35 protein-coding genes and 1 pseudogene are annotated in these 23,013 nt (G+C 62.5%); all 36 read right to left on the bottom strand.

Annotated features, from left to right (window positions below):
- Positions 1–127: 127 nt before the first annotated feature.
- On the bottom strand, positions 128–919 hold the full coding sequence (locus FJ949_RS29135) for an ATP12 family chaperone protein (RefSeq protein ID WP_140501294.1): 792 nt from the start codon (positions 917–919) through the stop codon (positions 128–130).
- A 1-nt stretch (position 920) separates the two neighbouring features.
- Positions 921–1,844, bottom strand: coding sequence for a DMT family transporter (locus FJ949_RS29130; protein ID WP_140501292.1), 924 nt, complete (start codon positions 1,842–1,844; stop codon positions 921–923).
- A gap of 2 nt (positions 1,845–1,846) precedes the next feature.
- On the bottom strand, positions 1,847–2,827 hold the full coding sequence (locus FJ949_RS29125; protein ID WP_140501290.1) for an RluA family pseudouridine synthase: 981 nt from the start codon (positions 2,825–2,827) through the stop codon (positions 1,847–1,849).
- Between the two features lie 60 nt (positions 2,828–2,887).
- Positions 2,888–3,262 (bottom strand): fluoride efflux transporter CrcB, encoded by a 375-nt coding sequence (gene crcB / locus FJ949_RS29120; RefSeq protein WP_140501288.1) that lies wholly within the window; start codon positions 3,260–3,262, stop codon positions 2,888–2,890.
- Positions 3,263–3,329: 67 nt separating this feature from the next.
- A complete protein-coding gene (locus FJ949_RS29115; protein WP_140501286.1) occupies positions 3,330–4,160 on the bottom strand; it encodes an aspartyl/asparaginyl beta-hydroxylase domain-containing protein in 831 nt (276 codons plus the stop codon).
- 161 nt (positions 4,161–4,321) lie between these two features.
- A complete protein-coding gene (locus tag FJ949_RS29110; protein WP_140501284.1) occupies positions 4,322–4,705 on the bottom strand; it encodes a DUF930 domain-containing protein in 384 nt (127 codons plus the stop codon).
- A 134-nt stretch (positions 4,706–4,839) separates the two neighbouring features.
- A complete protein-coding gene (locus FJ949_RS29105) occupies positions 4,840–6,147 on the bottom strand; it encodes a replication-associated recombination protein A (protein WP_140501283.1) in 1,308 nt (435 codons plus the stop codon).
- Between the two features lie 45 nt (positions 6,148–6,192).
- Entirely contained in the window at positions 6,193–7,683 is a 1,491-nt protein-coding gene (locus FJ949_RS29100; protein WP_140501281.1) for a DegQ family serine endoprotease, read from the bottom strand.
- Positions 7,684–7,845: 162 nt separating this feature from the next.
- Positions 7,846–8,277, bottom strand: a complete 432-nt coding sequence (gene rplQ, locus FJ949_RS29095) for a 50S ribosomal protein L17 (RefSeq protein ID WP_140501279.1) — start codon at positions 8,275–8,277, stop codon at positions 7,846–7,848.
- 43 nt (positions 8,278–8,320) lie between these two features.
- Positions 8,321–9,331, bottom strand: coding sequence for a DNA-directed RNA polymerase subunit alpha (locus FJ949_RS29090; protein ID WP_023682599.1), 1,011 nt, complete (start codon positions 9,329–9,331; stop codon positions 8,321–8,323).
- Positions 9,332–9,432: 101 nt separating this feature from the next.
- Positions 9,433–9,822 (bottom strand): 30S ribosomal protein S11, encoded by a 390-nt coding sequence (gene rpsK, locus FJ949_RS29085; RefSeq protein ID WP_006205444.1) that lies wholly within the window; start codon positions 9,820–9,822, stop codon positions 9,433–9,435.
- 156 nt (positions 9,823–9,978) lie between these two features.
- Complete coding sequence (rpsM, locus tag FJ949_RS29080; RefSeq protein WP_006205445.1) at positions 9,979–10,347, bottom strand: 30S ribosomal protein S13; 369 nt, start codon at positions 10,345–10,347, stop codon at positions 9,979–9,981.
- A 208-nt stretch (positions 10,348–10,555) separates the two neighbouring features.
- On the bottom strand, positions 10,556–11,164 hold the full coding sequence (locus tag FJ949_RS29075) for an adenylate kinase (protein ID WP_140501277.1): 609 nt from the start codon (positions 11,162–11,164) through the stop codon (positions 10,556–10,558).
- Positions 11,161–12,501 carry a preprotein translocase subunit SecY gene (gene secY, locus FJ949_RS29070; protein ID WP_140501275.1) on the bottom strand — a complete coding sequence of 447 codons (1,341 nt, stop codon included), beginning with the start codon at positions 12,499–12,501 and terminating at the stop codon, positions 11,161–11,163. Before secY ends, FJ949_RS29075 begins: the two co-directional genes overlap by 4 nt.
- A 191-nt stretch (positions 12,502–12,692) precedes the next feature.
- Positions 12,693–13,166, bottom strand: coding sequence for a 50S ribosomal protein L15 (gene rplO, locus FJ949_RS29065; RefSeq protein WP_140501273.1), 474 nt, complete (start codon positions 13,164–13,166; stop codon positions 12,693–12,695).
- A 22-nt stretch (positions 13,167–13,188) separates the two neighbouring features.
- A complete protein-coding gene (gene rpmD, locus FJ949_RS29060; protein WP_006205449.1) occupies positions 13,189–13,386 on the bottom strand; it encodes a 50S ribosomal protein L30 in 198 nt (65 codons plus the stop codon).
- Between the two features lie 24 nt (positions 13,387–13,410).
- Positions 13,411–13,974 (bottom strand): 30S ribosomal protein S5, encoded by a 564-nt coding sequence (gene rpsE, locus FJ949_RS29055; RefSeq protein ID WP_006333394.1) that lies wholly within the window; start codon positions 13,972–13,974, stop codon positions 13,411–13,413.
- Between the two features lie 147 nt (positions 13,975–14,121).
- Positions 14,122–14,481, bottom strand: a complete 360-nt coding sequence (gene rplR, locus FJ949_RS29050; protein WP_140501271.1) for a 50S ribosomal protein L18 — start codon at positions 14,479–14,481, stop codon at positions 14,122–14,124.
- Between the two features lie 139 nt (positions 14,482–14,620).
- Positions 14,621–15,154, bottom strand: a complete 534-nt coding sequence (rplF, locus tag FJ949_RS29045) for a 50S ribosomal protein L6 (protein WP_140501269.1) — start codon at positions 15,152–15,154, stop codon at positions 14,621–14,623.
- A gap of 91 nt (positions 15,155–15,245) precedes the next feature.
- Complete coding sequence (gene rpsH, locus FJ949_RS29040) at positions 15,246–15,644, bottom strand: 30S ribosomal protein S8 (protein WP_140501267.1); 399 nt, start codon at positions 15,642–15,644, stop codon at positions 15,246–15,248.
- Between the two features lie 12 nt (positions 15,645–15,656).
- Positions 15,657–15,962 (bottom strand): 30S ribosomal protein S14, encoded by a 306-nt coding sequence (rpsN, locus tag FJ949_RS29035; protein WP_013895695.1) that lies wholly within the window; start codon positions 15,960–15,962, stop codon positions 15,657–15,659.
- A gap of 27 nt (positions 15,963–15,989) precedes the next feature.
- A complete protein-coding gene (rplE, locus tag FJ949_RS29030; protein WP_140501265.1) occupies positions 15,990–16,568 on the bottom strand; it encodes a 50S ribosomal protein L5 in 579 nt (192 codons plus the stop codon).
- Positions 16,561–16,875: a 50S ribosomal protein L24 gene (rplX, locus tag FJ949_RS29025; protein WP_006205456.1), complete on the bottom strand. Its 315-nt coding sequence runs from the start codon at positions 16,873–16,875 to the stop codon at positions 16,561–16,563. The genes rplE and rplX overlap by 8 nt, the downstream gene beginning before the upstream one ends.
- Before the next feature lie 12 nt (positions 16,876–16,887).
- Positions 16,888–17,256 (bottom strand): 50S ribosomal protein L14, encoded by a 369-nt coding sequence (gene rplN / locus FJ949_RS29020; RefSeq protein WP_006205457.1) that lies wholly within the window; start codon positions 17,254–17,256, stop codon positions 16,888–16,890.
- Positions 17,257–17,341: 85 nt separating this feature from the next.
- Positions 17,342–17,581 carry a 30S ribosomal protein S17 gene (gene rpsQ, locus FJ949_RS29015; protein WP_010909280.1) on the bottom strand — a complete coding sequence of 80 codons (240 nt, stop codon included), beginning with the start codon at positions 17,579–17,581 and terminating at the stop codon, positions 17,342–17,344.
- Positions 17,582–17,592: 11 nt separating this feature from the next.
- A complete protein-coding gene (rpmC, locus tag FJ949_RS29010; protein WP_006205459.1) occupies positions 17,593–17,793 on the bottom strand; it encodes a 50S ribosomal protein L29 in 201 nt (66 codons plus the stop codon).
- Between the two features lie 13 nt (positions 17,794–17,806).
- On the bottom strand, positions 17,807–18,220 hold the full coding sequence (gene rplP, locus FJ949_RS29005; protein ID WP_027026963.1) for a 50S ribosomal protein L16: 414 nt from the start codon (positions 18,218–18,220) through the stop codon (positions 17,807–17,809).
- Between the two features lie 27 nt (positions 18,221–18,247).
- Positions 18,248–18,976: a 30S ribosomal protein S3 gene (rpsC, locus tag FJ949_RS29000; RefSeq protein WP_140501263.1), complete on the bottom strand. Its 729-nt coding sequence runs from the start codon at positions 18,974–18,976 to the stop codon at positions 18,248–18,250.
- Positions 18,976–19,365: a 50S ribosomal protein L22 gene (rplV, locus tag FJ949_RS28995; protein ID WP_006205462.1), complete on the bottom strand. Its 390-nt coding sequence runs from the start codon at positions 19,363–19,365 to the stop codon at positions 18,976–18,978. Before rplV ends, rpsC begins: the two co-directional genes overlap by 1 nt.
- Before the next feature lie 2 nt (positions 19,366–19,367).
- A complete protein-coding gene (rpsS, locus tag FJ949_RS28990; protein ID WP_006205463.1) occupies positions 19,368–19,646 on the bottom strand; it encodes a 30S ribosomal protein S19 in 279 nt (92 codons plus the stop codon).
- 16 nt (positions 19,647–19,662) lie between these two features.
- Positions 19,663–20,496 carry a 50S ribosomal protein L2 gene (rplB, locus tag FJ949_RS28985; RefSeq protein WP_140501261.1) on the bottom strand — a complete coding sequence of 278 codons (834 nt, stop codon included), beginning with the start codon at positions 20,494–20,496 and terminating at the stop codon, positions 19,663–19,665.
- A 22-nt stretch (positions 20,497–20,518) separates the two neighbouring features.
- Entirely contained in the window at positions 20,519–20,812 is a 294-nt protein-coding gene (locus FJ949_RS28980) for a 50S ribosomal protein L23 (protein WP_006205465.1), read from the bottom strand.
- A complete protein-coding gene (gene rplD, locus FJ949_RS28975) occupies positions 20,809–21,429 on the bottom strand; it encodes a 50S ribosomal protein L4 (protein WP_140501259.1) in 621 nt (206 codons plus the stop codon). The genes FJ949_RS28980 and rplD overlap by 4 nt, the downstream gene beginning before the upstream one ends.
- Positions 21,429–22,157 (bottom strand): 50S ribosomal protein L3, encoded by a 729-nt coding sequence (gene rplC / locus FJ949_RS28970; protein WP_140501257.1) that lies wholly within the window; start codon positions 22,155–22,157, stop codon positions 21,429–21,431. The genes rplD and rplC overlap by 1 nt, the downstream gene beginning before the upstream one ends.
- Before the next feature lie 61 nt (positions 22,158–22,218).
- On the bottom strand, positions 22,219–22,527 hold the full coding sequence (gene rpsJ, locus FJ949_RS28965) for a 30S ribosomal protein S10 (protein ID WP_006205468.1): 309 nt from the start codon (positions 22,525–22,527) through the stop codon (positions 22,219–22,221).
- 66 nt (positions 22,528–22,593) lie between these two features.
- Positions 22,594–23,013 (bottom strand): annotated as a pseudogene (gene tuf / locus FJ949_RS28960) (elongation factor Tu); the annotation flags it as partial.

Below are 23,013 nucleotides of genomic sequence, written 5' to 3'. Positions count from 1 at the left end.
TTGCGTTCGCATTCTCTCCGAACGCAGACTCGCGGCAGCAATCACGGGAAAAATGACAGAAAGCGCCTGCCAACGGCAGATGACTTTGGGATTATGACTTTGGTATTAGGTGCGGTGCGGTGGCCGGTCAGCCTTCGAGCGCCTCGATCAGACCGACGGCAGCCATCATGTCGCGCTTACGGGCGGAGCGTCGCGCGACAGCTTCCGCATCCTGTCCCCAATGCTCGATCTGCCAATCCTCGTCGACATGGCCGGCAGTCCAGGCCGCCTCACCGCCGAGTTCGCCGAAATCCACGGCCAACGCCAGCAGCGCCGAACCGGTCAGCGAGGTCATGACGTGGATCGCTGCCAGGCGCAGCGGCTCGGCGCGCTGGGCAAGATGCGCACCCAGCACAGCAATGGTTTCGCGCGGTTGATCGACGTGAATGATGCCCTCGGCAAGGTTGAAGCGAGCGCCGAGTGCTGCCTGCGCCCAGTCGAGGACAGGATCCCACAGCTCGTTCTGCCGCTCGACCAAGCCTTGTGGTGCCTCGGCGCGATAACAGAGCAGATCCGACGAGGCAAAGCGCAGTATGTCCTCCAGCACCGCCTGCGGATCGCTGGCGACGCCGTCGAGCGCGGTGTTGACGAGACGCATCACCGGCATCGACACCGGATCGACGCTCTCGCCCTGGGCGGCGAATTCATCGGCGACCAGCGATGCCGCCTTCTCGGTCGGCAGCGTCAGCAGCGCCTTGCCCGGCGTGCGCACCGGCTTGCCGTCGAGATGGACGGCAAAGCCATCATCGGCCGGCGCGACCGAAACGGCCTTGTAAAAACGCTTCGGCAGCGGCTTCTTCATCTGAATTTGGGCGCGGCGCACCGGATCGGGGTCGGAGAGCAGTTTCCCCGCCTCGAGATCGCTGAGAATATCGCGCATGTCAGCCTCCTTCGGCCGTCTGCTGGCGCGGCGGTCTGTTGACGATGACCAGACCGGCGGCAATGAGACCAAGTGCCAGAAAAATGCGTATGGTCAGCGGCTCGTTCAAGAACAGGGCGCCGCACAGCACGCCGAAGACCGGCGACAGGAACGTGAAACTCGACAGGCTGGAGGCGGGATAGCGCCGCAGCAGCCAGAACCACAAAACATAGGTGAAGGCGACGATATAGAGTGCCTGGAAAAGCAGGGCCAAAGTCGGCAACAGCGTGGGATCGCGCACGGAGGGGCCGGCCAGAGGCAACACCAGGACGCCGACGATCGCAGCGCCGGAGAGTTGATAGAGCAGCAGCTTTTCGGCGCTCGCCTCGACCAGCTTCGAGCGCTTGATGAGGATATTGGTCAAGGCCCAGACGAATCCGGAGCCAAGGCTCAGCAGATCGCCGAACAGCATGTCCCCGCCGCCGCCGAGCTTGTCGGAAAAGACCGCGGCGAGGCCGGCAAAGGCAAGCAGAAGGCCAAGGGATTTACGCAGGCTGATCGGCTCGCCGAGCAGGAAATGCCCTCCCAGCAGCATCCAGAACGGCATGGTGTTGACCAGCAGCGTGTTGCGGGCGACCGTGGTGTGCTCCAGCCCGACATAAAGGCAGAGGAACTCGATGCCGAAGAGCACGCCGACTGCAATGCCCGCGAGCAATGTCCCGTCCCCGTTGAAAAGCGCAATGCCGCGCCAGCGGCACCAGAGGAAGACGCAGAGCCCGCCGATAACCGAGCGCGCGATCGACAGGAAAACCGGATCATAGCCGGCATAGGAGATCTTGGCAGCGACGTAATTCAGGCCCCAGGAGAACGTCAGGCCGACCATTATGGCGGCGGCCGCCATGTCAACCGCATCGCGACGGTCGAGCGCATCGGCAGCGCCGCTCATGGTCAATCCTCCGCACTGGCGTCGTCGAAGCCGATCAGGTTCCAGCTCTGGCGCATATGCGGCGGCATAGGCGCGGTGACGTCGATGAAACCTTGGTCCGGATGCGGGATGACGATGCGGCGCGCGTGCAGATGCAGGCGATTCTGCATCCCCCCCGGAAAATCCCAGTTGGTGTCGGCCTCGAAATATTTGGGATCGCCGATGATGGGACAACCGATATGGGCGGCATGAACGCGCAACTGATGGGTGCGGCCGGTATAGGGCTCCATCTCCAGCCAGGTCAGCGCCTGCGCCGCCTGCTCGATGATGCGATAGTAGGATACGGCATGGTCGGCGCCCTTTTCGCCGTGCTTGGCAATGCGCACCCGATCGCCATCCGGCGTGGCTTCCTTGATCAGCCAGGTCGATATCTTATCCTCGCGCTTGGGCGGCACGCCCTTGACCAGGGCCCAATAGGTCTTCTTGGTTTCGCGGGCGCGAAACGCCTCGGAGAGCTTCATCGCCGCCAGCCGGGTGCGGGCGACGACCAGCACGCCAGACGTGTCGCGATCGAGCCGGTGCACCAGCCGCGGTTTCTCGCCCTTCTGGTTGCGCCAGGCTTCCAACATGTCGTCGACGTTACGGGTGACGCCCGAGCCGCCCTGCACGGCAAGACCAGCCGGCTTGTTGAAGACGAAGACCTTCGGATCCTCATGGATCAGCATTTTTGCCAGGACGTCGGCGTCGCCCTGGTTGCGGATCGAATGGCCGGTCAGCGGGCTTTCGCCCTTCTTGTCCACTTCCAGCGGTGGAATGCGCACCGTCTGGCCAGGCTCGACACGGGTGTCGGCCTTGACGCGGCCGCCGTCGACGCGGATCTGCCCGGACCGAAGCAGCTTCTGCAGATGACCAAAGCCAAGGCCCGGGAAATGGGTCTTGAACCAGCGGTCGAGCCGCATGCCCGCCTCGCCGGCCTCCACCGTGATCTGTTCAACGCCTGCCATATTGTTTTCGCTTACCCGTTTCCTGGCAGGCCCAGGCCTGCTCTCGGCGCGGCAATAGCATTAAGGCAGGCTTCTTGCGAGCCAAAGACCCAAAAACAGGGCAGTGATGGCGCCAATCACGCTGGCCAGCGCATATCCAAACGCCGGCAAGGTGGCTCCCCGCTCCCACAAGGTCGCGAAATCGAGCGAAAAGGCGGAAAAGGTCGTGAAGCCGCCTAAGATGCCGGTGGCAACAAACAGCCTGAGTTCGTTAGACCCGCCGCGGCGCGCCAGGGCGGCGATGAACAGGCCCATCGCGAACGAACCGACGATGTTGATCGCCATCGTGCCCCAGGGATAGTTGGGACCGACAAGGCGCAGCGAGCCCATATTGGTCAGATGGCGAACGCCGGCGCCAATGCCGCCGCCGGCGGCCACGAGAAGCAGATTGAACATCGCCGTATACTGTCCCCGACTATTCATACCTATCCGGCGCGCCGGCTACGTTCGAAAACTTGCCAGCTCAGGTGGTTTCTGCTTTTTTCGGCTTGGTCGAGCCGATCATCTTCCAGTTCTTGTAGAACATCGAATTGATCCTCTCGACGCTCACCGAGACGATGGCGAGAAGGCCGGCGATGAGCCTGGGGACCGGGGACGGCCTGATAATGTCCATGAATACGCAGTAGCGACGACCGTCATACTCGTTGACCGAGCGATGCAGCAGCGTGTCGTCGAAAATGAACAGCGGATTGTCGTACCAGTAGTTCTTGACGTTGCCGCACTCGACGAAGATCTCTGACTTCATCGGAATGAGGTTGTAGAGGATGCGGAGGCTGAGCCGCAACGGTCCGAAGTGCCAGGAGGTCGATTCGCGCTTGCTGAAGACCGAGACGGCAATCGTCTTGATGTATTTGAAATCCTTGTTGAACTCGGCGACGTTGTCTATCCTGTGCTTGCCATACCATTGGTAGACATACATGCCGCGCCGGCCGGCGCCGAAATTGGCGTCGATGTCGGCGATGATTTCGGCCTTGCGCGCCTTGAAGACATCCAAGACCTCGTTGACTTCGCGCTGATAATCCTGAGGGAACTGCTCCAGCTTCCACACGCCCGGATTTCTGTAGCACAGGAGGTCGACCAGCAGGTTGAATGGCGAAAGCAGCCAGGTGAAGAGGCCATTGCCCAGGAAATAGCCGCTGAACAGGGACAGATTCTTGCGGTCGTTGCGCAGCACGTCGATCAGGCCGCAAACCACGAAAATCGTCGTGAGGATCGGAATGAAATAGAAGCCAAGGGCAAGGAGCGGGATGGCAATGGCGAATTTGCGAAGGGTCTTGCGAAGGGTTTTTGTCATTTTTCCACGCGCCGAGCGCGATCCTGTTGCGAATGAATAGTGCCAAAATCACGACAACGACCACCGCCCGGCCGTGCGCCTTGATAAGGTCTTTTGGGTTGCCGCACAACGGCCACGGCATCGTGGCCGGCTGACTGCCTTGTCAAGTTTGCCGGTTGGGGTCAATGCACCGCCGGCAAGCCAAGCTCATCCCATTTTTCCCTGGGCACGGGATCGCCAACGAGGAATTGAAAGCCGACGACGCTTTCGCCGCCCCCAGCCAGTTGGCATCTGAATTTCAGACCATACCATTTTCCGCGACTGCGGAAAGCCGCACCGTTTGCGGCGATTGTCGTCCCGGTGACCTTTTCCTGTGCCGTCGCATAAGGCACCACCCGGTCCGGCTGGAAATCCGCGCGCCATTGGCGGATCTGATCCATGGCCTCGAGATTGCACAACTGCACCATGCGCTCATCCGAGGCGAAGGTTTTGAGATCGGCGCGCGCCTGCCGGCTGCGCGGATCAGCGAGCGCCCTGGCCGACAGCATCTGCGTCGGGCGGATCATGGCCGGTGCAGCGGGAGGTCGAGGCTGAACGGCAGCGGGAGCGGGCGGCGGCGGTTCAGGCGCCTGCGTGGCCGGCACCTCTGGCTCACGCGCCTCGTTTCGTACCGCAACCGCCACCGGCCGCCGCAAGCCTGCTATTCCCGCTCTTTGCGCAGCTTCGCCCAGTAGTCGAGCCGTTTCCTGATATCGCGCTCGAAACCGCGTTCGGGTGGGTCGTAGAAGGTCTGGCGGCCCATCTTTTCCGGAAAATAGTCCTGGCCGGAAAACGCGTCCGGTTCGTCATGATCGTAGCGATAGCCGGCCCCGTAATCTTCGTCTTTCATCAACTTTGTCGGCGCGTTGAGGATGTGCTTGGGCGGCAGCAGCGAACCGTGCTCCTTGGCGGCGCGCGTGGCGGCTTTGAATGCGGTGTAGACCGCGTTGGATTTGGGCGCAGTGGCGAGATAGACGGTGGCCTCGGCGAAGGCGAGTTCGCCTTCGGGCGAACCCAGATAATCGTAGGCGTCCTTGGCCGCGTTGGCGATGACCAATGCCTGCGGATCGGCCAGCCCGATGTCCTCCATCGCCATGCGCACCAGCCGGCGGCCGAGATAGAGCGGATCCTCGCCGGCGTCGAACATGCGCGCGAGGTAGTAGAGCGCGGCATCGGGATCGGAGCCGCGCACGGATTTGTGCAGCGCCGAGATCAAATTGTAATGACCGTCCTGGCCTTTGTCGTAGATCGGCGCCCGACGCTGGATGATGCGCTGCAAGCCTTCGGGACCGAACACTTCGCCTGATTTGGCGGCGCGCCAAACTTCTTCCGCCAGCGTCAGCGAGGCCCGGCCATCGCCGTCGCTCATGCGGATGAGCATCGTTCGCGCCTCATCATCGAGCGGCAGCGCCCTGCCCTCCGTCTCTTCGGCCCTGGCCAGAAGCTTTGCGATGCTTTCCTCGCCAAGCGAATGGAAAACCAGCACGCGCGCACGCGACAGCAGAGCTGCATTGAGCTCGAAGGACGGATTTTCGGTGGTGGCGCCGACGAGCACGACGGTGCCGTCTTCCATGACTGGAAGGAAGCCGTCCTGCTGGGCGCGGTTGAAGCGGTGGATCTCGTCGACGAACAGCAGGGTCTGGCGGCCATTGGCGCGGCGCAGCTTGGCCGCCTCGAACACTTTCTTCAGCTCGGCTACGCCGGAGAAAACCGCCGAAATCTGCTCGAAGGCAAGGCTGGTTTCACCGGCAAGCAGGCGCGCCACCGTGGTCTTGCCGGTGCCGGGCGGCCCCCAGAAAATCATGGAGCCGAGCGAACCGGAATTAATCAGCCGGGTCAGTGCGCCATCGGGGCCGGTCAGATGCTCCTGGCCGACGACCTCGCCAAGGTTTTTCGGGCGCAGCCTGTCTGCCAGCGGCCGGCCTGGCGGCGCCTTTTCCGGTTCATCGACACTGAACAGATCGGCCATGCACTTCTTTTTGGGTTTGGAGCGCGATCTCTTCAGCGATCGAGCTCAGTAACGCAACACCTGGCGCAGTATCTGCCCGCCGCGCTCGACGGTAAAGCGCCACCAGCGCGTATCCTGCTGGGAAGCCTGCGCCAGCGTCGCCGCCGTATCGATTGTCGTGCCGTTGACCTCGCGCACGATGTCGCCCGGCTGGAAGCCGAAATCGGCGGCCGGCGAATCGCGATTGATGTCGACCACGGTGACGCCCTTGATGTCGGTGCGCAGGCCGAGCTTCTGAGCCAGCCGCGGCGATAATTCCGCAACCTTGGCGCCCGAGAAGGGGCTGCGGCCATGCAGCGTCACCTCCGAGGGTTTTGCACCCTCGGGCGCGCGTTCCAGCGCGATGTCCATCGCCGCCTGCTGGCCTTTGGTCAGCACCGCGAAATTGGCCTTTGTACCGATCGACAGCGTCGCCATGCGATAGTCCAGTGCCTCGATGCTCTCGACCGGCCTGCCGTTGATCTGCAGGACGACATCGCCAGGCTTCAATCCGGCCTTGCCGGCCGGTCCGGACGCGTCAACGGACGAGACCAGCGCGCCGGCAGGCTTTTCCATGCCGAGCGATTCAGCGATCTGCGGCGTCACCGCTTCGAACTCGGCCCCGATGTAAGGCCGCTCGAAGAAATCGAGACCGGCCTTGGCGGCATCGGCGAAAGCGCGCACCATGTTGGCAGGAATGGCAAAGCCGATGCCGATCGAGCCGCCGCTGCGGCTGAAGATGGCGGTGTTGATGCCGACCAGCTGGCCGCCCATGTTGATCAGCGCGCCGCCGGAATTGCCGGGATTGATGGCAGCGTCCGTCTGGATGAAATAACCCGAATCCGAAACGCCTATATGGCTGCGGGCAAGTGCGGAAACGATGCCGCTCGTGGTGGTCTGCCCGACACCGAAAGGATTGCCGATGGCCAGCACCAGGTCACCGACTTCGAGCGCATCGGAATCGCCGATGGCGATGACCGGGAATGGCTTGTCGGATTCGATCTTGAGCACGGCAAGATCGAGCGTCTCGTCCTTGAGCATCACCTTGCTGGTGAATTCGCGCCCGTCGGCGGTCGCGACCTTCACCTCGTCGGCATTCTTGATGACGTGGAAATTGGTGACGATGACGCCGCTCGGATCGACAAGCACGCCCGAGCCCAGGGAGGACTGCGCGCGCGGCTGCGCGCGACCGAAGAATTCTTCGAAGAACGGATCGCCTTCGAAGGGCGAAACGACCTTGGCCGTTTGCGAGGCATAGACATTGACCACGGCTGGCGCCGTCTGCTTGACCAATGGCGCGAACGACAACTGCACCTCCTCACGGCCGAACGGCACGCGCTTGTCGGGGCCCGAGGTGGCGTTTTCGCCCTCGACGCCGTGCAGCAGGTCGGTGAGCACGTCGGAGAGGCCCGGATCGGCTTTGGGGGCATCCTCGGCCAATGCCTGCCGGACTGTCGGCGTGGTTGCGAACGCCATAAAGGCGCAGAGCAGAACCAGGGACAGTCTTTTAGCGCGCATTGCGAATCCTCCGTGCGAGTTGGGGCGCATTGTCCCGACGAATGTGCAAAATGAAAGGCTAAGGCGATTAAATCGAATTATTTTGACGCAGGAGCAGCCGAGGCGGCCAGAATATGAAAAAGGGGCCCGCAGGCCCCTTTAAATCATTTGAAAAGCGAAGCCTTAAGCGGCTGCGGCTTCCGCATCGGTGCCTTCGGCTTCGAGGCGGGCGCGGTCGCCGGCGCCCTTGGCCTCCGTGTCGCGGTCTACGAATTCGATGACCGCCATCGCGGCATTGTCACCGTGGCGGAAGCCCGCCTTCATGATGCGCAGATAGCCGCCGTTGCGGGTGGCGTAGCGCGGCGCGATGGTGTCGAACAGGCGCTTGACGACGCCTTCATTGCCGATCTGCGCGATCACCTGGCGGCGGGCGTGCAGGTCGCCGCGCTTGCCGAGCGTCACCAGCTTCTCGACGATCGGACGCAGGTCCTTCGCCTTGGGCAAGGTGGTGACGATCTGCTCGTGTTCGAGCAGCGACACGGCAAGGTTGGCAAACATCGACTTGCGATGGCTTATGCTGCGGGCGAACCGGCGGCCTTTAAATCCATGGCGCATGGCTCTTCTCCTTCATTCCGGGTTCGAGAAGCTCCTCGGAGCCTCAATATTGATCTTCGTAACGCTTGGCGAGGTCTTCGATGTTTTCCGGCGGCCAGTCCGGCACTTCCATACCGAGGTGCAGGCCCATCGCCGCCAGGACTTCCTTGATCTCGTTCAGCGACTTGCGGCCGAAGTTCGGGGTACGCAGCATCTCGGCTTCGGTCTTCTGGATGAGATCGCCGATGTAGACGATGTTGTCGTTCTTCAGGCAGTTGGCCGAACGCACCGAAAGCTCGAGTTCGTCGACCTTCTTGAGCAGCGCCGGGTTGAAGGCAAGCTCGGTGACGGCTTCGGTGGCGACTTCCTTCTGCGGCTCGTCGAAATTGACGAACAGGCCAAGCTGGTCCTGCAGGATGCGGGCGGCGAAAGCCACCGCGTCCTCGCCCGAGATCGAACCGTCGGTCTCGATGGTCATGGTCAGCTTGTCGTAGTCGAGAACCTGGCCCTCACGGGTGTTCTCGACCTTGTAGGAGACCTTCTTGACCGGCGAATAGAGGCTGTCGACCGGGATCAGGCCGATCGGCGCATCCTCGGCGCGGTTGCGGTCGGCCGGCACGTAACCCTTGCCGGTATCGACAGTGAATTCCATACGGATTTCAGCGCCCTCGTCCAGCGTGCAGATGACGTGATCCGGATTGAGGATCTCGACGTCGCCCACCGTCTGGATGTCGCCGGCGAGAACCGCACCCGGGCCCTGCTTGCGCACAACCATGCGCTTGGGGCCGTCGCCTTCCATGCGGATGGCGATTTCCTTGATGTTGAGGACGATGTCGGTCACGTCCTCGCGCACGCCGGCGATGGACGAGAATTCATGCAGGACGCCGTCGATCTGTACGGCGGTGACTGCCGCGCCGCGCAGCGAGGACAGAAGCACGCGACGCAACGCGTTGCCGAGCGTGAGGCCGAAGCCGCGTTCGAGCGGCTCGGCCACCAGCGTGGTCAGCGTCTTCTTCTTCGACGAGAACTCGATCTTGTTCGGCTTGATCAGTTCCTGCCAATTTTTCTGGATCATGATGCTTTCCTTCCGTTGACCCGCCACCATCCAATCGTGGCGGGCGACCTGGAAAACCGCGGAGGAACGCTTCTGGCGTTCACGCGGCGTTCGGTAATTCCTTAGACGCGACGCTTCTTGCGCGGACGGCAGCCATTGTGCGGGATCGGGGTCACATCACGGATCGAGGTGATGGTGAAGCCAGCCGCCTGCAGGGCGCGCAGCGCCGATTCACGGCCGGAGCCGGGTCCGCAGACCTCGACCTCGAGCATGCGCATGCCGTGTTCCTGGGCCTTCTTGGCAACATCCTCGGCAGCCATCTGGGCGGCGAAGGGGGTCGACTTGCGCGAACCCTTGAAGCCCTGGGCGCCGGCCGACGACCAGGCGATCGAATTGCCCTGTGCGTCAGTGATGGTGATCATGGTGTTGTTGAAGGTCGAATTGACGTGGGCAACGCCCGACGAGATGTTCTTGCGTTCGCGACGGCGAACACGAGCGGCTTCCTTGGCCATGGTATTCCTTTCAGTTGATCTCTACACCGCCGTAATGCCAGCGGCTCCACCTTGGTAAGGGAGTGGGGAATAGGGCAGTAAGGGAGTAGGGAAAGTGCGACCCGATTGCCGGGCATTCCCTACTGCCTTACTCCCCTACTCCCTTACTGCCCTAAATTACTTCTTCTTGCCGGCGATCGACTTGGCCGGGCCCTTGCGGGTGCGTGCATTGGTGTGCGTCCGCTGGCCGCGAACCGGCAGCGAGCGACGGTGACGCAGGCCGCGGTAGCAGCCGAGGTCCATGAGCCGCTTGATGTTCATCGACACTTCGCGGCGCAGGTCGCCCTCGACCTGATAGTCGCGGTCGATCGTCTCGCGGATCTGCAGCACTTCCGCGTCGGTCAGCTGGTTGACGCGGCGCTCGGCCGGGATGCCGACCTTGTCGACGATTTCCTGGGCGAACTTCTTGCCGATGCCGTGAATGTACTGAAGCGCGATGACAACGCGCTTGTTGGTCGGAATGTTGACGCCGGCTATACGAGCCATGTTCTTCTCATCTCCATATGGGCCGGCCACCTTCAAAACAAGGTAGGCCCGGCGCTGTCTGCGTTGCCCCGCGTCCGGTGGAGGCCGGCCCTTGCGGGAGTTTCCTGGTCAAAAACGGCTGCCCCGCCCTTGCGGGCAAGCAAACTCCATGCCTGACAGGAAGACGGGCCGCCATACCCCAGCGGACCGCTTCAGTCAAGCACAATCGCTATTTGGCCGAGGCGGCCTCTTTCACCGTCGCCGCGAGCACGGCTTCGATCTCCGACGTCACGGCATCGATACCAGCCATGCCGTCCACGCTCTTCAGCCGGCGCTTGGCATAATAATAGCCGATCAGCGGAGCGGTCTTCTTGTAATATTCCCGCAGGCGCTCCTCGAACACCGCCGGATTGTCGTCCTTGCGCACCGGCTGACCGGCTGCCTTGGCCTCATCGGCGCGCTTGACGATGCGGCCGACCAGCGCCTTGTCATCGACGACAAGCTCGATGACGGTGTCGAGCGCGATGCCACGTTCGTCAAGCATCGATTCAACCGCATCAGCCTGCACCAGCGTACGCGGGTAGCCGTCCAGGATGAAACCATTGGCGCAATCGGGCTGGTCAATGCGCTCGGCCACGATGGCGTTGACGATGGCATCCGAGACCAACTCGCCGGCATCCATGACCGCCTTGGCGCGCTTGCCGACTTCGGTACCGGCCTGGACCGCGGCGCGCAGCATGTCGCCCGTGGAAAGCTGGGGGATGCCGTGTCTCTCTACCAGTCTTTGTGCTTGTGTCCCCTTGCCCGCTCCTGGCGGCCCAAGCAAAATCAACCTCATCTGGCTTTCTTCCCCCCGCGCAGCTTCGACTTCTTGATCAGGCCTTCATATTGGTGCGCGATCAGGTGGCCCTGAATCTGCGCAACCGTGTCGAGCGTGACACTGACCACGATCAGAAGCGATGTGCCACCAAGGTAGAATGGTACGCCAGTCGCCGAGATCAGGAACTCCGGCAGCAGACAGACCAGCACCAGATAGATGGCACCGACGACAGTGATGCGGGTAAGAACGTAGTCGATATAGTCGGCGGTGCGCTCGCCCGGACGGTAGCCGGGGATGAAGCCGGAGTGCTTCTTGAGCTGGTCGGCGGTGTCCTTCGGGTTAAAGACGATCGCGGTGTAGAAGAAGGCGAAGAACACGATCATCGCCGCGTAGAACAACATATAGAGCGGCTGGCCATGGCCGAGCGAGGCCAGGATGGTGCTGGCCCAGGCCGGCATGTTCGTCGTCTGCGAGAAGCCGGCGACGGTGGCCGGCAGCAACAGCAGCGACGAGGCGAAGATCGGCGGGATGACGCCCGACGTGTTGAGCTTGAGCGGCAGGTGAGAAGTGTCGCCCTGGAACATGCGGTTGCCGACCTGGCGCTTCGGATACTGGATCAGCAGACGCCGCTGGGCGCGCTCGAAGAAGACGATGAGCGCGATGACGACGATGGCCAGCACGATGATCGCCAGGATCAGGCCGGTCGACAGCGCTCCGGTGCGGCCGAGTTCCAGCGTGCCGGAAATGGCATGCGGCAGGCCGGCGACGATGCCGGAGAAGATGATCAGCGAAATGCCGTTGCCGATGCCGCGCGCGGTGATCTGCTCGCCGAGCCACATCAGGAACATGGTGCCGCCGACCAGCGTGACGACGGTCGAGATGCGGAAGAACATGCCGGGATCGCTGACGATGCCGTTGCCGCCTTCAAGCCCGACCGAAATACCATAGGCCTGCACCAGCGCCAGGAGCACCGTGCCGTAGCGCGTGTACTGGTTGATGACCTTGCGGCCCTGCTCGCCTTCCTTCTTCAGCGCTTCCAGCGACGGGATGACCGAGGTCATCAGCTGCATGATGATGGAAGCGGAAATGTAAGGCATGATGCCGAGCGCGAAGATCGCCATGCGTTGCACGGCGCCGCCGGCGAACATGTTGAACATGCCCAGCACGCCCTTGCTCTGCGAAGAGAAGGCCTGCGCGAAGGCATCGGGATTGATGCCGGGAAGCGGGATGTAGGTGCCGAGGCGGTAGACGAGCAGCGCGCCGACGGTGAACCAGATTCGTTTCTTCAGGTCCTCCGCTTTGGCGAAGGCTGAGAAATTCAGATTCGAGGCTAGTTGTTCAGCAGCCGAAGCCATGCCCGATTCTCCGCTTGGTCACGCTTGATGGCCCTAAGGTCAGGCGGCGCGTGTCACCGAAGCTCACGAGATAAGCTCCGGACTGTAAACATGCAAGCGGCCGCGTTGACGCGGCCGCCATATTGAACAGGTCGAAGCGCGATCGAAAGCAAAACCGGATCCGGCCTTGCCGAGCGCGCTTCAAATTGCTGTTACTCGGCGGCCGCCTCTTGCGGCAGCTTGACCGAACCGCCGGCCTTTTCGATCTTCTCGATCGCGGCCTTGGAGGCCCCGGCGACGTCAAAGGCGAGCTTCGCCTTGAGATCGCCGTCCGACAGCACGCGCACGCCGTCCTTCACGCGACGGATGACGCCGGCGGCTACCAGCGCCTCGGCCGTCACGGTCGCCTTCGCATCGAGCTTCTTGGCGTCTACAGCGGCCTGGATACGGGCCAGCGAGACGACGGTGAAGCTCTTGGCGAAGATGTTGTTGAAGCCACGCTTCGGCAGGCGCCGATAGAGCGGCATCTGGCCACCCTCGAAGCCGTTGACGGCGACGCCGGAGCGCGCCTTCTGGCCCTTGACGCCGCGACCGGCAGTCTTGCCGGAACCGGAGCCGATGCCGCGGCCGAGACGCTTCTTCGAATGCGTCGCGCCGTCCTTGTCACGCAGATCGTTGAGTTTCATCTTGCTTCTCCTGCGCCTGTGCTCAGCCCTCGTCCACGACGCGGACGAGATGCTGGACGGCAGCGATCATGCCGCGCACGGAAGGCGTATCTTCCAGCGTGCGCTGCTTGTGCATCTTGTTGAGGCCGAGGCCGACCAGCGTCGCGCGCTGTTCCTTCGGGCGACGGATCGGCGAGCCGATCTGCTCAACGGTGATGGTCTTGGTTGCTTTCTTGGCCATGGTCAAAATCCCTGGTCAGATCGACTATTCTTCAGCCGCGACGGCGGTGCCGCGGCGGGCCTGAAGGGTCGAATACTTGATGCCGCGCGCGGCAGCCACATCCTTGGGATGCATCTGGCTCTTCAGCGCGTCGAAAGTGGCGCGAACCATGTTGTAAGGGTTCGACGAACCCATCGACTTGGCGACCACGTCATGCATGCCGAGCGTCTCGAAGACGGCACGCATCGGGCCGCCGGCGATGATGCCGGTACCTTGCTTGGCGGCGCGCAGGAGAACACGGCCGGCGCCCCAGCGTCCCTCGACATCGTGGTGCAGCGTGCGGCCCGAGCGCAGCGGGACGAAGATCATGTCGCGCTTGGCCGATTCGGTTGCCTTGCGGATGGCTTCCGGCACTTCGCGCGCCTTGCCGTGACCGAAGCCGACGCGGCCCTTCTGGTCGCCGACGACGACGAGTGCTGCAAAACCGAAGCGGCGGCCGCCCTTGACGACCTTGGCGACACGGTTGATGTGGACGAGCTTGTCGACCATGCCGTCATCGCGTTCTTCACGATCGCGGCCGCGGCCGCCATCCCTACGTTCCTGTGCCATATCCTGTTCCTTGTTCTTTTCCGGAAGCACGGGTTGCTGAATGCCGACGCCTCATTGCGGGTCGCCGACGGTGAAAATCATCACTCCCTTGCATGATCCGTTTCGAAAAGTCTGCAACTTTCTGCCGACTTTCGGTCCGGATCAGGCTTAGAAGCTCAAGCCGCCTTCACGAGCCGCCTCGGCCAGCGCCTTGACGCGGCCGTGATAGATGTACGGGCCGCGGTCGAAGACGACTTCCTTGACTCCCGCCTTGGCGGCACGCTCGGCGATCAGCTTGCCAATCGCGGCAGCGGCAGCGGTATCTGCACCGGTCTTGAGCGAACCCTTGAGGTCCTTCTCGAGGGTCGAGGCGGCAGCGATGGTGTGGCCCTTGGCGTCGTCGATGACCTGGACGTAGATGTTCTTCGACGTGCGGTGAACCGACAGGCGCGGACGCTCGCCGGCGACCTTCTTGATCTGGCGGCGGACGCGCTGCGCGCGACGCTGAGTGGCTTCCTTGGTACCCATGATGGTCTTCCTTGCCTTCAGAAAACGGGGGCCGCCCTGTGCGGTAGGCGAAAGCGCCTCCCGCGACCGCTCCCCGCGGCGTTACACTTCCTGGCTTGGCCCCTTCCGAAAAGTCTGCACCTTCCCGGGGCCAAACCCACTACTTCTTCTTGCCTTCCTTGCGGACGATCTTCTCGCCTGCGTAGCGGACGCCCTTGCCCTTGTAGGGCTCGGGACCACGGTATTCGCGGATTTCCGCAGCCACCTGGCCGACCTGCTGCTTGTCGATGCCGGCCACGGTGATTTCGGTCGGCTTCGGCACGGTGATGGTGATGCCTTGCGGCGTCTCGTAGACGACGTCGTGGCTGAAGCCGAGCGCCAGCTGCAGGTTCTTGCCCTGCAAGGCGGCGCGATAGCCGACGCCGGTGATCTCGAGCTTCTTCTCGAAGCCGTCCTTGACGCCCTGCAGGATGTTGACGATCTGCGTGCGCGACATGCCCCACTTGGAGCGGGCGGTCTTGGACTGGTCGCGCGGCTCGACAGCTATCTCGCTGCCTTCCATCTTGACCAGCACTTCGTCGTTGACCACGAACTTCAGCTCGCCCTTGGGGCCCTTCGCCGTCACGGTCTGGCCGTTGACGGTCGCGGTCACGCCCTGCGGCAGCGAAACGGGTTTCTTTCCAATACGAGACATTTTGTTGTCCTCGTCACTTCTCTTGTTTCAGGTCTCTGTCTTCGGAACGATCCGAAGACCGGATTCCATTTTTCGGGATCACGCTGCCGGATCAGAAGATCTGGCAGAGGATCTCGCCACCGACGTTCTGTTCGCGCGCTTCGTGGTCGGCCATCACGCCCTTCGGCGTCGAAAGGATGGCGATACCGAGGCCGTTGGCGACATGCGGGATCGACTTGGCCGAAACGTAAACGCGGCGGCCCGGCTTCGAGACGCGGGCGATTTCGCGCACGACCGGCGCTCCATCGAAATACTTCAGCTCGATCTCGATTTCGGACTTGCCGTTGTCGAAGTCGGTCTGGCTGTAGTCGCGGATATAGCCTTCAGCCTTCAGCACTTCGAGGACGCGGGTGCGCAGACGCGAGGCCGGCGTCGACACGCTCGACTTCTTGCGGCCATAGGCGTTGCGGATGCGGGTCAGCATATCGCCGAGAGGATCGCTCAATGACATGTTATGTCCTCCTTACCAGCTCGACTTGACCAGGCCCGGGATCTGGCCGTTATTGCCGAGATCACGAAGCGCGATGCGCGATACTTTGAGCTTGCGATAATAGGCACGCGGGCGGCCGGTGACTTCGCAGCGGTTGCGGATGCGGATCTTGGCCGAGTTGCGCGGCATGGCGGCAAGCTTGAGCTGAGCGCGGAAGCGCTCTTCCATCGGCTTGGACTGGTCCATGATGATCGCCTTCAGGGCAGCGCGCTTGGGACCGTACTGGTCGGCAAGCTTGCGGCGCCTGTTGTTCTTCTCGACTGAGCTGGTCTTTGCCATTTCAGATTTTTCCTTTTCTCGCTGCCGTTACTGGCGGAAGGGGAAGTTGAAGGCCTTGAGCAGTGCCCTGGCTTCGTCGTCCGTCTTCGCAGTCGTACAAACGATGACGTCCATGCCCCAGATCTGATCAACCTTGTCGTAGTTGATCTCCGGGAACACGATGTGTTCCTTGATGCCCATGGCGTAGTTGCCACGACCATCGAAGCTCTTCGGATTCAGTCCGCGGAAGTCGCGGACACGCGGCAGCGCGATGTTCACGAGGCGGTCGAGGAACTCGTACATGCGCTCCTTGCGCAGCGTGACCTTGGCGCCGATCGGCATCTTCTCGCGGACCTTGAAGCCCGCGATCGAATTGCGGGCGCGGGTGACGACGGCCTTCTGGCCGGCGATCATCGCCAGATCCTCGGCCGCGATCGAAGGCTTCTTCGAATCGCCGGTCGCTTCGCCAACGCCCATGTTCAGCACGATCTTGTCGATGCGCGGAACCTGCATCTCGTTGTCGTAGCCGAACTGCTCCTGCAAGGCCTTGCGGATGGTATCGTTGTAGACCTGCTTGAGGCGCGGCGTGTTCTGGGCAGTCGCCTGCTTGGTTTGAGCCTTAGCCATTGATGACTTCTCCCGAGCGCTTGGCGACGCGCACCTTCTTGCCGTCCTTCTGGAAGATGAAGCCGACGCGGGTCGGCTTGCCATCCTTGGGGTCGGCCAGCGCGATGTTCGACAGCTGGATCGGCGCTTCCTTGGTGATGATCCCGCCCTCTTGGGACTGGGACTGCTTCTGGTGACGACGGATCATGTTGACGCCGCGCACCAGCGCGGTGTCGTCCTTCGGCTGAACCGACAGGACTTCGCCCGAACGGCCCTTGTCCTTGCCAGCCAGCACGACGACCTTGTCGCCTTTTCTAATCTTCTGCATTGGTCCGGCTCCTTACAGCACTTCAGGCGCGAGCGAGATGATCTTCATGTGGTTCTTGGCGCGGAGTTCGCGCGGAACCGGTCCGAAGATACGCGTGCCGATCGGCTCTTTCTTGTTGTCGACGAGAACGGCCGCGTTCTTGTCGAAACGGATCACGCTGCCGTCCGGGCGGCGGATGTCCTTGGCCGTGCGAACCACGACCGCCTTCATCACATCGCCCTTCTTCACGCGGCCGCGCGGGATGGCTTCCTTGATCGACACCACGATGATGTCGCCTACGGAAGCGTATTTCCGCTTCGAGCCGCCCAGCACCTTGATGCACATGACACGACGGGCGCCGGAATTATCCGCGACGTCGAGGTTTGTTTGCATCTGAATCATGACTGGCCGCCTTCTTCTTTTCTAACGGGACGGGTTCTTCACCCCTCCCCGGTCTGTCCAAAATTCGTTTGTTTACGCCCAGAGATCAGGCTTGGTCCGAAGACACGACAATCCAGCGCTTGTCCTTGGAAATCGGCTTCGATTCCTGGATGAACACCTGATCGCCAACCTTGTGGGCGTTGTTCTCGTCGTGCGCCTTGTACTTCTTGGTCATGCGCACGGTCTTCTTCATCACGGGATGCGTGAAGCGCCGTTCGACCTTGACGACAACCGTCTTCTCGTTCTTGTCGCTGACGACGGTGCCCTGCAGAATGCGCTTTGGCATGGTTTTCGTCCTTAAGCCTTCTTAGCCGCGGACTTTTCCGCAGCGATGGTCTTGATACGCGCAATGTCCTTGCGGACCTGCCTCACGCGCGCGGTCTTTTCGAGCTGGCCGGTCGCCTTCTGGAAGCGCAGGTTGAACTGCTCCTTCTTCAGGCTGGCCAGGTCGTCGGTCAGCTGGTCCTGGGTCTTGGTCCGGATGTCTTCGGCTTTCATGATCAGCCCGTCCTTATTCTGCGATGCGCTGTACGAAGCGCGTCCTGACCGAGAGCTTGGCCGCGCCGAGACGCAGTGCCTCACGGGCGGTTTCTTCGTTGACGCCGTCGATCTCGAACATGATCCGGCCGGGCTTGACGCGCGCCGCCCAGTAGTCGACCGCGCCCTTGCCCTTGCCCATGCGGACTTCGGTCGGCTTCGAGGTGACCGGCAGATCCGGGAAAATACGGATCCAGACACGGCCGGCGCGCTTCATCTCGCGGGTGATCGCGCGGCGGGCCGCTTCGATCTCGCGCGCGGTGACGCGGTTCGGCTCAAGTGCCTTCAGCCCGAAACCACCGAAATCCAGGTTGGTGCCGCCCTTGGCGGTACCGTGGATGCGGCCCTTGAACTGCTTGCGGAACTTTGTGCGCTTTGGCTGCAGCATCGTTCTAACTCCAAATTCCTAAATGTCTCAGGCGTTTTCGCGACGACGACCGCGTTCGCGATCACCACCACCACCGCCATGCGCATGATCGCCCTCGGTCGCGCGGCGCTCCGAAGCCATCGGGTCGTGCTCGAGGATCTCGCCCTTGAACACCCACACCTTGACGCCGCAGATGCCGTACGCCGTATTCGCCTCGGCCGTGCCGTAGTCGACATCGGCGCGCAGCGTGTGCAGCGGCACGCGGCCTTCGCGGTACCATTCCATGCGCGCGATTTCGGCGCCGCCGAGACGGCCCGAGCAGTTGATGCGGATGCCTTCGGCACCGAGGCGCATCGCCGACTGCACGGCACGCTTCATGGCGCGGCGGAACGCGATGCGGCGCTCGAGCTGCTGGGCGATCGACTGGGCGACCAGGGTCGCGTCGATTTCCGGCTTGCGCACTTCGACGATGTTGAGGTGCGTCTCGGACTTGGTCATCTCCATCAGCTTCTTGCGAAGCTTCTCGATGTCGGCGCCCTTCTTGCCGATGATCAGACCCGGACGCGCGGCATGGATTGTGACGCGGCACTTCTTGTGCGGACGCTCGATCACGACCTTCGAGATGGCAGCCTGCTTGAGCTCCTTTTCGAGGTACTTGCGGATCTTGATGTCCTCATGCAGCAGCTTCCCGTACTCGCCGGTGTTCGCGAACCAGCGCGAATCCCAGGTGCGGTTGATGCCGAGGCGAAGACCGATCGGATTGACTTTCTGGCCCATTATGCGGCCTCCCCTTTTTCTTCGACTTCACGAACGACGATCGTGAGGTGCGAGAACGGCTTCTCGATACGGCTGGCGCGACCACGGCCCCGGGCATGAAACCGCTTCATGACGATCGACTTGCCGACATAGGCTTCCGCCACGATCAGCGCATCGACGTCGAGGTCGTGGTTGTTTTCCGCGTTGGCGATTGCCGATTCCAGCGTCTTCTTGACCGTGCCGGAAATCCGCTTGGCCGAGAATTCCAGGTCGGAAAGCGCTGTCGCGACCTTCTTGCCGCGGATCAGCGCGGCAACCAGGTTCAGCTTCTGCGGGCTGATACGGATCGTGCGCAGTACGGCGCGCGCTTCGTTGTCAGCAAGCCTGCGCGGAGCTTTGGCCTTGCCCATGATTATTTCCTCTTCGCCTTCTTATCCGCGCCGTGACCGTAGTAGGTCCGCGTCGGAGCGAATTCACCGAACTTGTGACCGACCATGTCCTCGTTCACCGAGACGGGAACATGCTTCTGGCCGTTGTAGACACCGAAGGTGAAGCCGACGAACTGCGGCAGGATGGTGGAGCGACGGCTCCACATCTTGATCACCTCATTGCGACCACCTTCACGAACCTTGTCCACCTTCTTGAGAAGGTAGCCGTCGATGAAGGGGCCTTTCCAAATAGAACGAGTCACTTGGCGTTACCTCTTCTTAGCTCTTGCGCTGATGGCGCGAGCGCAGGATGAACTTGTCGGTCGCCTTGTTGGACCGCGTCTTCTTGCCCTTGGTCGGCTTGCCCCACGGCGAGACCGGATGGCGGCCACCGGAGGTGCGGCCTTCACCACCGCCATGCGGGTGGTCGACCGGGTTCATGGTCACGCCGCGATTGTGCGGGCGCTTGCCACGCCAAACCGTGCGGCCGGCCTTGCCGTCGTTGATGTTGCCGTGGTCCGGGTTGGACACGGCACCGACGGTAGCCATGCAGGAGCCGTGAACGACACGCTGCTCGCCCGAGTTGAGGCGCAGGATCGCCATGCCCTGGTCGCGGCCGACGAGCTGGGCGTAACCGCCAGCCGAACGGGCGACCTGGGCGCCCTTGCCCGGCTTCAGCTCGATGTTGTGGACGATCGTGCCGACCGGCATCGAGGCCAGCGGCATCGCATTGCCCGGCTTCACGTCGACCGCTTCGCCAGCCACGATCTTGTCGCCGGCGGCAAGGCGCTGCGGAGCGATGATGTAGGACAGCTCGCCATCGTCATACTTGATCAGCGCGATGAAGGCGGTGCGGTTCGGATCGTATTCAATGCGCTCGACCGTGCCGACGACGTCGAACTTGCGGCGCTTGAAATCGATGATGCGGTACGAACGCTTGTGACCGCCGCCGATGAAGCGTGCAGTGATGCGGCCGTAATTGTTACGGCCGCCCGACTTGGTCAGGCCCTCGGTCAGACCCTTGACGGGCTTGCCCTTGTAGAGGCCCGAGCGGTCGACGATGACCAGCTGACGGGTGCTCGGCGTTATCGGGTTGAATTTTTTAAGTGCCATTGTCCTGTCCTCGCGGCCTTGCTCAGAGACCCGTCGCGACGTCGATCGACTGGCCGTCGGCCAGCGTCACTACCGCCTTCTTGACGTCGCTCTGGCGGCCGATCGTGCCGCGGAAGCGCTTGATCTTGCCCTTGCGGACAAGCGTGTTCACGGCCATCACCTTGACGCCGAACAGCGCTTCGACGGCGGCCTTGATTTCCGGCTTCGACGCCTTCTTGGCGACGTTGAAGACGACCTGGTTCTGCTCGGAAGCCATGGTCGACTTTTCGGTGATCGCCGGGCTGACGATTACGTCGTAGTGACGAAGGTCGGTCATTTAAAGCGCTCCTCGAGAGCCTCGACGGCGGCCTTCGAAAGGACCAGCGTGCCGCGGCGCAGAATGTCGTAGACGTTGATGCCCTGGATGGGCAGCACGTCGATGTTCGGGATGTTGGTCGCGGCCAGCTTGAAGTTCCGGTCGAGCTCGGCGCCACCAATCACCAGGGCGTTCGTCAGGCCCAGCGTCGCGAAATTCGCGATCAGCGCCTTGGTCTTCGCCTCGGTCAGCTTCAGCTCGTCGATGACGATGATCGACGCGCTCTTGGCCTTGGCCGAGAGAGCATGCTTGAGGCCGAGCGCGCGGACCTTCTTCGGCAGCTCGTGCTCGTGGCTGCGAACGACCGGGCCGTGAGCCTTGCCGCCGCCGCGGAACTGCGGAGCGCGTGCCGAATGGTGACGGGCGCGGCCCGTACCCTTCTGTTTGTACATCTTGGCGCCGGTGCGCGCGATCTCGGCGCGGCCCTTGGCCTTGTGCGTGCCCTGCTGCTTCTTGGCGAGCTGCCAGCGCACGACGCGCTGCAAAATGTCCTCGCGCGGATCAAGGCCGAAAATCTCCTCGGAGAGTTTCACCTTGCCGGCGTCCTTGCCGCCCAGCGTTGTGATCTTGAGATCCATTATTCCGCTCCCTCTGTGGCCGGAGCCTCATTCTTCGTGCCCATACCGGCAGCAACTGGGCGGATCGCGGCGGGCTTCGGCGCATTGGCCGGAAGCGCCACCTTGGCGGCGTCGCGAACCAGGATCCAGGCACCCTTCGACCCGGGAACCGCGCCGCGGATCAGGATCAGGCCGCGGTCGGCATCGGTCGAGACGATCTCGACGTTCTGCGTGGTGACGCGCGTGTCGCCCATGTGGCCGGCCATCTTCTTGCCCTTGAACACCTTGCCGGGGTCCTGGCGCTGGCCGGTCGAGCCGTGCGTGCGGTGCGAGACCGAGTTACCGTGGGTCGCGCGGCCACCACCCATATGGTGGCGCTTGATGACGCCCTGGAAACCCTTGCCGATCGTCGTGCCGGTGACGTCGACCTTCTGGCCGGCGACGAAATGCTCGACGGTGATCTCGGCGCCGACATCGATCATGTTGTCGGCGGAGACGCGGAACTCGGCAAGTTTGGCCTTCGGCTCGACGGAAGCGGTCGCGAAATGGCCGCGCATCGCCTTCGACGTGTTCTTCACCTTGGCAAGGCCAACGCCGAGCTGAACGGCGGTGTAGCCATTCTTCTCCTGCGTGCGCTGCGCCACGACCTGGCAGTTCTCCATCTGGAGAACGGTGACGGGAACATGTTCCCCGGCATCGTTGTAGATGCGGGTCATTCCCACCTTCTTTGCAATCACACCTGAACGCATCGGTTCAATTCCTTTAGAGTTCCGGGCCAGGGGCACCGCCCCTTACCGCGCTCTCATTCCCTTAGAGCTTGATCTCGACGTCGACACCGGCGGCCAGATCGAGCTTCATCAAAGCATCGACGGTCTGCGGGGTCGGATCGACGATATCGAGCAGACGCTTGTGCGTGCGCATCTCGAACTGCTCGCGGCTCTTCTTGTCGACGTGAGGCGACCGGTTGACCGTGAACTTTTCGATCCGCGTCGGCAGCGGAATGGGGCCGCGGACGTTGGCACCGGTGCGCTTGGCCGTCGACACGATTTCGCGCGTCGAGGCGTCGAGCACCCGGTGATCAAACGCCTTCAGGCGGATGCGGATATTCTGTCCGTTCATGCGTCACTTCCTTGTTCTGGCGCGGCGCGGGCACCCGCGCCCGCGACAGATCGGTTTAAGTCCAAATTACTCTTTGATGGTGACGACGATGCCGGCACCGACGGTGCGGCCGCCTTCACGGATGGCGAAGCGCAGCTTCTCTTCCATGGCGATCGGCACGATCAGCTCGACGTCGACCGTGATGTTGTCGCCAGGCATCACCATCTCGGTGCCGGCCGGCAGCGACACGATGCCGGTCACGTCGGTGGTGCGGAAGTAGAACTGCGGACGGTAGTTGGTGAAGAACGGCGTGTGACGGCCGCCCTCGTCCTTGGTCAGGATGTAGGCTTCGGCCACGAACTTCTTGTGCGGCTTCACCGAACCGGGCTTGGCCAGAACCTGGCCGCGCTCGACACCTTCACGGTCGACGCCGCGCAGCAGCGCGCCGATGTTGTCGCCCGCCTGGCCCTGGTCGAGCAGCTTGCGGAACATCTCGACGCCCGTGCA

Source organism: Mesorhizobium sp. B2-4-1 (assembly GCF_006442185.1).
Taxonomy (GTDB): domain Bacteria; phylum Pseudomonadota; class Alphaproteobacteria; order Rhizobiales; family Rhizobiaceae; genus Mesorhizobium.
This window is presented reverse-complemented; position numbering and strand designations above follow the sequence as displayed.